This is a genomic window from Pseudomonas sp. BP8 (assembly GCF_017875955.1).
Taxonomy (GTDB): domain Bacteria; phylum Pseudomonadota; class Gammaproteobacteria; order Pseudomonadales; family Pseudomonadaceae; genus Aquipseudomonas.
Genome location: NZ_JAGINK010000001.1, coordinates 2,559,750 through 2,567,500, shown reverse-complemented (window position 1 = coordinate 2,567,500; position 7,751 = coordinate 2,559,750). Strand labels below are relative to the sequence as shown.

The following is a 7,751-nucleotide window of genomic DNA, read 5'->3' as shown; positions in this document are numbered from 1 at the left end:
GTCTGGCGCTTCACTGGCCAAGGGCATGTTCCCCTTGGTCGGGGCGCAGGGCACCACTACGCTGCGCCTGGTATTTGCCAGCATCATCATGCTGCTTCTGTTACGCCCGTGGCGAGCGCGCATGAACAGCAGCACATGGCGCAGCGTGATTATCTATGGGATGGCGCTAGGCGGGATGAACTTCCTCTTCTATATGTCCCTGCGCAGCGTCCCACTGGGAATCGCCGTGGCACTCGAGTTCACAGGCCCGTTGGCCGTAGCGATCCTGGCCTCACGACGAGCGCTGGACTTTGTCTGGATCGCCTTGGCGGTCGCCGGCCTGCTGCTGTTGATCCCCATCGGCCAGACGGATAACGCCATCGACCTGGTAGGCGCCAGCTATGCGCTCGGCGCCGGTGTCTGCTGGGCACTGTATATCCTCTATGGGCAGAAGGCCGGCGCCGAGAACGGTATTCAGACCGCCGCGCTAGGGGTCATGATCGCAGCCTTGTTCGTGGCGCCGATCGGTGTCGTACATGCTGGCAGTGCATTGCTCAACCCTGCACTGATTCCGATAGCGCTGGGGGTGGCGGTGCTTTCCACTGCCCTGCCCTATAGCCTGGAAATGGTTGCCCTGACCCGCATGCCGGCACGCACCTTCGGTACGCTGATGAGCATCGAGCCTGCATTCGGCGCTCTTTCCGGGCTGTTGTTTCTGGGCGAGGTATTGAGCGAGGCGCAGTGGCTGGCGATCGGCGCCATTATCACCGCCTCGGTAGGCGCCACGCTGTCCATGCGCAAAGACACCGCGCCAGCGGTAGCCGCCGACTGATATGAGAAATATTTTCATTTGAGACGGCGTTTTGCGGTTGTACCCATTCGCCGCGCTGATTAAGCTGTCACAAAATCATAAAGATTACGCTATCTACTGTGCCGGACACGGACGACAGGGACATCTCAGGAAGCAATCGAAGCGATGACGACGGGGCAGGCATGTGGTCGCCCCCTCATTTAAGGACAGGAATGAAACGTATTTTGCTCATCCTGGCCATCCTGGCCATTGCCGGGTGCGCCGCTACCGCGAAAACCGAGGTCAAGCGGGGGAAAAAGGGTCTGCATATCAATTGCTCCGGCCTCTCCTCCTCATGGGAGAAGTGCAACAGCAAGGCGGCAACCGCCTGTGGCAGCCGCGGCTTTAGGGTCGTTGCCCGCTCGGGCGATAGCGACGAAGAGCCCGGCGACTACCTCTTCGGGATCAACCCCGCCGGCTACACCAGCCGCAGCATGATCGTCATCTGCAAATAGACCAAAACAAAGGGCAGCCCACGAGCTGCCCTTGTTCATGGTGCCGCCGTTCAGATCGACGCCGTACGTGCCATGAGCCAGGCCAACGCGTCACCCGCGAGCAGCGGAGCCAGGCGCGAGCGTACCTGGTGGTGATAGTCGTTAAGCCAATTCAGCTCTTCCTGACTCAACAACTCTGGCAGCAGACAGCGGGTGTCGATCGGGCACAACGTCAGAGTCTCGAAAGCCAGGAAATCGCCGAAGGCGCTCTTGCCGACCTCGCGATTGACCACCAGGTTCTCGATCCGCACGCCCCATTGCCCAGGCCGATAGGTCCCCGGCTCGATCGAGCTGATCATCCCCGCCTGCATGGCAGTCTGCGGTGTGGTCGCCGCCTGATAGGCAATGACCTGCGGCCCCTCGTGAACATTCATGAAGTAACCCACGCCATGCCCGGTACCGTGGCCATAATCGACCTGATCGGCCCAGATCGGGGCGCGCGCAATGGCATCAAGCAGCGGTGACAGGATGCCGCGGGGGAAGCTGGCCCGTGACAAGGCGATCATGCCTTTGAGCACCCGAGTGCAGTCCTGGCGCTGTGCCAGGGTTGGGGTGCCGACCGCAACCATCCGGGTAATGTCAGTGGTGCCACCAAGGTACTGCCCGCCAGAGTCGATCAACAGCAGGCCATCGCCCTCGATCACCGCATGGGATTGCTCGGTCGCACGGTAGTGCGGCATCGCGCCGTTGCTATTGAAAGCGGCAATGGTAGCGAAGCTCAGCGAAACAAAATCTGCCCGGCGGGCGCGAGCCGCACTCAATTGCTCATCAACGCTGAGCTCGGTAATGACTTGCGAGCCCTGGCTGGCTTCGAACCAGGCAAAGAACTCGCAGAGCGCTGCGCCATCCTGTTCCATCACCTGACGGATGTGCGTCAGCTCGCGCTCACCTTTACGCGACTTGCTCAAGGTTGTCGGGTTGACCCCCTCAAGCAGTGACACCTGCGAATCGAGGACATCCAGCACGCCACAGGTGACCCGCGCCGGGTCGATCAGCAGACGACTGCCCGCGGCGATGGCAGCCATGGCTTGCGCCACTTCGGCGTAGTCACGCACTTCTATACCGTCCACCGACAGCACCTGACGCAGGTGCTGATCAATCTTGTCGAGGCCGACGAACAGGAACGCCTGCTCCTTGCCAATCAGCGCAAAGGATACGAACACCGGATTATAGGAAACATCGCTGCCCCGCAAATTGAACAACCAGGCAATGTCGTCGAGGGTGGAGATCAAATGCCAGTCTGCGCCCTTCTCTTGCAGCGTGCGGCGCAGGTCCAGCAATTTCTCCGCACGGGTGACCGTGGCGTGCGGCGCCAGATGCTGGTAGACCGGATTGCCGGGCAGCGCAGGCCGTGCGTCCCATATCCCGCAGAGCAGGTCCCTGTCGGTGAGCAACCGCACCGAGCGAGCTTGCAGACTCTGCACTAACTGGCGGGAGGCGCTTAGCGCCAGGACTGCACCGTCCACCGCAACGCTACCACCCCGAGTGACATGCTCACCCAGCCAATCGAAAACACCTGGTTGCCCCGGCATCAACTTCATCAGCTCGATACCAGTACCTGCCAATTCTTTTTCTGCCTGTTCCCAGTAGCGACTGTCGACCCACAGCCCGGCGAAATCCGCTGTTACCACCAGCGTGCCAACCGAACCCTGGAAGCCGGACAACCACTGACGCCCCTGCCAATGGCCGGGCAGGTACTCGGAGAGGTGTGGATCCGCAGAGGGTACCAGCAGGGCATCCACCCCTTCTTTGACCATTACGTCACGCACATGCGCGAGGCGCACTGGCACGCGTTGCTGAATCGGCGACTGACTGTTCATGCGCACTCCTGCGATCACATCTTCAACTATCAAGGGGACGATAATGGAACAGCCGAGCTGCGCCCGGCAACCGCTGATCAAGCACGCTGAACTTCGCCGCCGCCGTGGCTTCACACTCCATACACTCCCTGCGGACGAGATCAACCATGCCCCGTTCCCGAGAGCTGCACAGCGCAGTGGTGTTGCTTGACACCCGCGAGCGCACACCCGATCACGAGCACGCTACCCACCTCAAGCTGGCGGATGCCCTCGCTGGTCTGCTGGGCATTGGCCGAGCACAGCCCGAGCAGCCGCCACAGGCCAGCGACTGCTACTACTATATGCCTACCGAAACCCTGATCGACCCGCAACGCTACCAGCCACTCGGCATCAACAGTGAACGTGACCTGTTTGGCGGCATGGTCAGCCATCCTTACATGGCGACCAAGGCGATTTCTCATCCACTACCTGCCAATGGCAGCTACCCACCCGGCTGGACCGACGATTTCGCCCGCCAGGCCAGTGATGCCCTGCTCAAGGGCTACACCGTCTTCAGCAAGGACGATGCCCGTCGTGCGGCGCAACTGCTGTTACCCGAGGGTGCGGTGCGGATCAAACCGGTCCAGGCCACCGCCGGACGCGGACAACAGGTGATCGAGCAGCTTGATCAACTTGAACCCTTGCTGGCCAGCATCGACCAACAGAACCTCGCCCTATGGGGGCTGGTACTGGAAGAGAACCTTGATAACGTCGAGACTTTCAGTGTCGGCCAGGTACGCGTTGCCGGCCTGACCTGCAGCTACCACGGCACCCAGAGCCTGACCCATGATCACCAAGGTATCGAGGTATATGGCGGATCCGACCTGGTGGTGGTACGCGGAGATTACCTGAGCCTTCTGCAATTGCCGCTGGAGGACTCGGTACGCCTGGCAATCAATCAGGCCATGGCGTACGAAGCCGCTGCCGAGCGGCACTTTCCTGGTTTTGTCGCCTCCCGGCGCAATTACGACATTGCCCGCGGCCTTGATCAGCACAACCACCTTCGCAGCGGAGTACTTGAGCAGTCCTGGCGACTTGGCGGCGCGAGCAGCGCGGAAATTCTCGCCCTGCAGGCATTCGCCGACGACCCGACACTGCAACGCGTGCGCGCGTCGAGTCACGAAGTGTTCGGCACGCCCGAGCTGCCCGCAGACGCCACACTCTTCTACCAGGGGAACGACAGTGAACTCGGACAATTCAGCAAGTACGCACGGATCCGCGAGCATGGGCATTCAGAGTGAAAGCGTCGAGCTACAGGTCCAGGGCGAGACCATTGCCGGCACCCTGGTAAGCCCAGGAAGCAAGATGCCAGGGATTCTATTCGTGCATGGCTGGGGTGGTAGCCAGCAACGCGACCTGGCACGCGCCCGGCAGATCACTGGCCTGGGCTGTGTGTGCATGACCTTCGACCTGCGCGGCCATGAGAAGACCGAGAGCCAACGGCTGAGCGTGACGCGCGAGCAAAATCTCGACGACCTGCTGGTTGCCTACGACCGGCTCGTCAGCCACCCGGCGGTGGACCCGGGTGCAATCGCGATCATTGGCAGCAGTTATGGAGGTTACCTGGCCACCCTGCTAACCCTGCAACGCCCGGTCAAGTGGCTCGCCCTCAGGGTCCCGGCTTTGTACTGGGACGACGAGTGGAGCCTGCCCAAGCAGGCCCTCGACCGCAAGCGCCTGAACGACTACCGCCGGCGCCAACTCGGCCCCTCTGACAACCGCGCGCTGGCGGCTTGCGCCGAGTTTGCCGGCGACGTACTGCTGGTCGAGTCAGAGCAAGACGACTACGTTCCACACACCACCCTGATGAGTTACCGCTCGGCGTTCGTCAGCGCCCACTCGCTGACCCACCGTACCGTCGACGGCGCTGACCATGCCCTGTCCAGTGAACAAAGTCAGAAAGCCTACAGTGCGATCCTTACCGCATGGATCGGCGAGATGGTCATTGGTGCGCGCCTGGACCGCTACCCGCACTATGCGCCGTGGTATGCCTGACGCTCGCCGACCTCGCAATGCAAGCCGTCCTCGGCGCTGCGCACCAGACTGCGCAGCGCCTGGTAGGCCGCGAAGGTCACGCCCCTGGCCTGGTGCTGACGCAGCAAGTCGAGAAACGGCTCTTCGCCAAAGCTGGAGGTCGCTGCCACCCATTCCTGGCGTGATCGCCACTGCAGGTACTGCAGGACCCGGCTGCCGTCGTCACTGGCCTGAATGCTGACCCCCAGCAACCCGGCGCAACGCGCGGCCACCTGCTCGCTGCGCTGGACCAGCGCCTCGGCGAGCGCTGCCTGCCGTGCAGCGGGAACCTCATACTCGATCATCTGGGTGAACCACAGTGAATTCAGGTTGGCTACCATTAGCGGTCTCCTTGCAATGGATACTTGCAGCAGTGATGGCCGGCAGGGTAAAACCTCGAGCTAACTCAAGGTCAAGGATTGATTTGCATGCCGCGCACGCCACCCAGCATCGACGAGCGTCTGCTCAGCGTCGGCCAATTGGCCAGCCGAAGTGGGGTGGCGGTCACCGCCCTGCACTTCTATGAAACCAAAGGCCTGATCCACAGTACGCGCAACGCTGGCAACCAGCGCCGCTACCTGCGGGCTATGCTGCGTCGAATTGCCGTGATCAAGATGGCCCAACGTTTGGGTATTCCTCTCGCGGACATCGCCCAGGCGCTATCCAGCCTCCCTCTTGAACACACCCCCAGCGCCGAGGACTGGCAGCGCCTGTCCGCGCGCTGGCGCGAAGACCTCACCCAACGCATACAAGCCTTGAGCGTACTGCGTGACCAACTCGATGGCTGCATTGGTTGTGGCTGCATGTCGTTGAAGGAGTGCCCGCTGCGCAATCACCACGATCGCCTGGCAGAGGTCGGACCTGGGCCGCACCCATCGGATTCGTCAGCTTCTCGCTGAAAAACAATACCCAGCTTTCGCGAGTGATCCGGAGACCCCTGCCCACATCTCGCGCCGGCGGTCAGATCACTACATTGCGCACGAAGCGCACCGGCAGATCGCCGTCATTGCGGTAGGCATAGCTGCAGTTGCTTGGGAAGACATGGAAGTCGCCCGTGCCGAGGCAGTGCTGCTGCCCCTCGATAATCAGGGTCAGGCTGCCGTCAGCGACGTAGATCTGCTCGCTCCAGCCGTCGGCGTCCGCTTCGCTGGCATAGCACTCGCCCGGGGCCAGGGTCCATTCCCACAGCTCTACTTCGCGCCGCGCCGGGCTGGTGCCCAGTAGCACAGCCTTGCTGCCGGGCTGCTCGCCGGCCCAGGCCAGTTCATTGATACGACTGAGGTCACGTTGGTCGGGGGCCTGGATCAACGCACTGAAAACCACGCCCAGCGCTTCGGCAATCAGATCGAGGGTGGTCAGGCTGACGTTCTTCTCGCCCGCCTCAATCGCCACCAGCATGCGTCGACTGACACCCGAACGCTGCGCCAGGGTGGTCTGGCTCAATCCGGCCAGGTTGCGCAGGTGGCGCACATTCTGGCTGACATGCTGAAGAACCGAGGCGCGGTGCGCAGAATTTTTGTGCACTATATTGCTCACTTTTAGGGGCTGCGCAGTATACTGCACAATTTTGCGGCGATTGTGCGCCGCCCCTGCCGAGTGTGCAAGACCATGAGCCAACCCTCCAACAGCCCCCAGACCTCTGTGTCCTTTCGCCTGAGCAAGGCCGAACTGGTCCTGGTGTTCATTACCATGCTGTGGGGCGGCACATTTCTGATCGTCCACAATGTCATGAGCGTCAGTGGGCCGATGTTCTTTGTCGGCCTGCGCTTTGCGGCTGCGGCATTGTTTGTAGGCGTCGTATCGGCGCGCGCACTGCCGGGTCTGACCCTCACCGAATTGAAGGCCGGCGTGCTGATCGGCGTGACGATCATGCTTGGCTATGGTCTGCAGACCATGGGCCTGCAAACCATCAACAGCAGCCAATCAGCGTTCATCACCGCCCTCTATGTGCCGTTCGTGCCTCTGTTGCAATGGCTCGTGCTGGGACGACGCCCTGGGCTGATGCCGAGCATCGGTATCTGCCTGGCGTTTGTCGGCCTGATGCTGTTGGCTGGGCCGACCGCGGGTGGGTTGCACTTCAGCGAAGGCGAGCTGGTCACCTTGGTCAGTGCGGTGGCGATTGCTGGCGAAATCATCCTGATCAGCCGCTACGCCGGCCAGGTCGACGTGCGCCGGGTCACCGTGGTGCAGTTGGCTACCGCGTCGGCGCTGGCGTTCCTGATGATCGTGCCAACCCAAGAGCAACTGCCCAATTTTTCCTGGTTGCTACTCACCAGCGCGATTGGCCTGGGCCTGATGAGCGCGATCATTCAGGTGGCGATGAACTGGGCGCAAAAGTCGGTTTCGCCAACCCGTGCAACCCTGATCTATGCCGGCGAACCGGTCTGGGCCGGGGTAGTTGGGCGCATCGCCGGGGAGCGTTTGCCGGGCATCGCCTTGCTCGGCGGGCTGCTGATCGTACTTGCGGTCGTGGTCAGCGAACTGAAGATTCGCCGCGCCCGCAGCGAAGCTGAGCAGGCAATTATTGCGCCCCGCGAAGGCGATTCGGGACGATAAAGCGGCATTCGGCAACTATGC

9 protein-coding genes (1 of these 9 only partly in view) are annotated in these 7,751 nt (G+C 61.9%); 6 read left to right on the top strand and 3 right to left on the bottom strand.

Going from position 1 to position 7,751, the window contains the following annotated elements:
- Positions 1-811, top strand: the 3' portion of a protein-coding gene (gene rhtA, locus J3B00_RS11135) for a threonine/homoserine exporter RhtA (protein ID WP_209867570.1). 77 nt of this gene lie to the left of the window's left edge; the window shows 811 of its 888 coding nt (coding positions 78-888); its start codon lies beyond the left edge, outside the window; it ends in the stop codon at positions 809-811.
- 191 nt (positions 812-1,002) lie between these two features.
- Entirely contained in the window at positions 1,003-1,284 is a 282-nt protein-coding gene (locus J3B00_RS11130; RefSeq protein ID WP_209867569.1) for a hypothetical protein, read from the top strand.
- A gap of 50 nt (positions 1,285-1,334) precedes the next feature.
- On the opposite strand, the gene J3B00_RS11125 is transcribed toward J3B00_RS11130, so the two are convergent.
- Positions 1,335-3,143 (bottom strand): aminopeptidase P family protein, encoded by a 1,809-nt coding sequence (locus tag J3B00_RS11125; protein WP_209867568.1) that lies wholly within the window; start codon positions 3,141-3,143, stop codon positions 1,335-1,337.
- 146 nt (positions 3,144-3,289) lie between these two features.
- On the opposite strand from J3B00_RS11125, the gene J3B00_RS11120 reads away from it, so the two are divergent.
- Together J3B00_RS11120 and J3B00_RS11115 are read left to right on the top strand one after the other, a co-directional pair.
- Entirely contained in the window at positions 3,290-4,402 is a 1,113-nt protein-coding gene (locus tag J3B00_RS11120) for a DUF3182 family protein (RefSeq protein WP_209867567.1), read from the top strand.
- Entirely contained in the window at positions 4,386-5,156 is a 771-nt protein-coding gene (locus tag J3B00_RS11115) for an alpha/beta hydrolase (protein WP_209867566.1), read from the top strand. Before J3B00_RS11120 ends, J3B00_RS11115 begins: the two co-directional genes overlap by 17 nt.
- On the opposite strand, the gene J3B00_RS11110 is transcribed toward J3B00_RS11115, so the two are convergent.
- On the bottom strand, positions 5,135-5,515 hold the full coding sequence (locus J3B00_RS11110; RefSeq protein ID WP_209867565.1) for an antibiotic biosynthesis monooxygenase: 381 nt from the start codon (positions 5,513-5,515) through the stop codon (positions 5,135-5,137). The two genes, J3B00_RS11115 and J3B00_RS11110, sit on opposite strands and share 22 nt — an antisense overlap.
- Positions 5,516-5,602: 87 nt before the next feature.
- Between J3B00_RS11110 and soxR the strand changes: the two genes are divergently transcribed.
- Positions 5,603-6,073, top strand: a complete 471-nt coding sequence (gene soxR, locus J3B00_RS11105; protein ID WP_209867564.1) for a redox-sensitive transcriptional activator SoxR — start codon at positions 5,603-5,605, stop codon at positions 6,071-6,073.
- Between the two features lie 61 nt (positions 6,074-6,134).
- Here the strand turns inward: soxR and J3B00_RS11100 are convergent, their stop codons facing one another.
- Positions 6,135-6,698 (bottom strand): XRE family transcriptional regulator, encoded by a 564-nt coding sequence (locus tag J3B00_RS11100; protein WP_209867563.1) that lies wholly within the window; start codon positions 6,696-6,698, stop codon positions 6,135-6,137.
- 84 nt (positions 6,699-6,782) lie between these two features.
- On the opposite strand from J3B00_RS11100, the gene J3B00_RS11095 reads away from it, so the two are divergent.
- Complete coding sequence (locus J3B00_RS11095; RefSeq protein ID WP_209867562.1) at positions 6,783-7,730, top strand: DMT family transporter; 948 nt, start codon at positions 6,783-6,785, stop codon at positions 7,728-7,730.
- The last annotated feature ends 21 nt before the right edge of the window (positions 7,731-7,751 follow it).

Coding starts and splice junctions, on each gene's coding strand:
- J3B00_RS11130 (WP_209867569.1), top strand. CDS start 1,003: ATGAAACGTATTTTGCTCATCCTGGCCATCCTGGCCATTGCCGGGTGC.
- J3B00_RS11125 (WP_209867568.1), bottom strand. CDS start 3,143: ATGAACAGTCAGTCGCCGATTCAGCAACGCGTGCCAGTGCGCCTCGCG.
- J3B00_RS11120 (WP_209867567.1), top strand. CDS start 3,290: ATGCCCCGTTCCCGAGAGCTGCACAGCGCAGTGGTGTTGCTTGACACC.
- J3B00_RS11115 (WP_209867566.1), top strand. CDS start 4,386: ATGGGCATTCAGAGTGAAAGCGTCGAGCTACAGGTCCAGGGCGAGACC.
- J3B00_RS11110 (WP_209867565.1), bottom strand. CDS start 5,515: ATGGTAGCCAACCTGAATTCACTGTGGTTCACCCAGATGATCGAGTAT.
- soxR (WP_209867564.1), top strand. CDS start 5,603: ATGCCGCGCACGCCACCCAGCATCGACGAGCGTCTGCTCAGCGTCGGC.
- J3B00_RS11095 (WP_209867562.1), top strand. CDS start 6,783: ATGAGCCAACCCTCCAACAGCCCCCAGACCTCTGTGTCCTTTCGCCTG.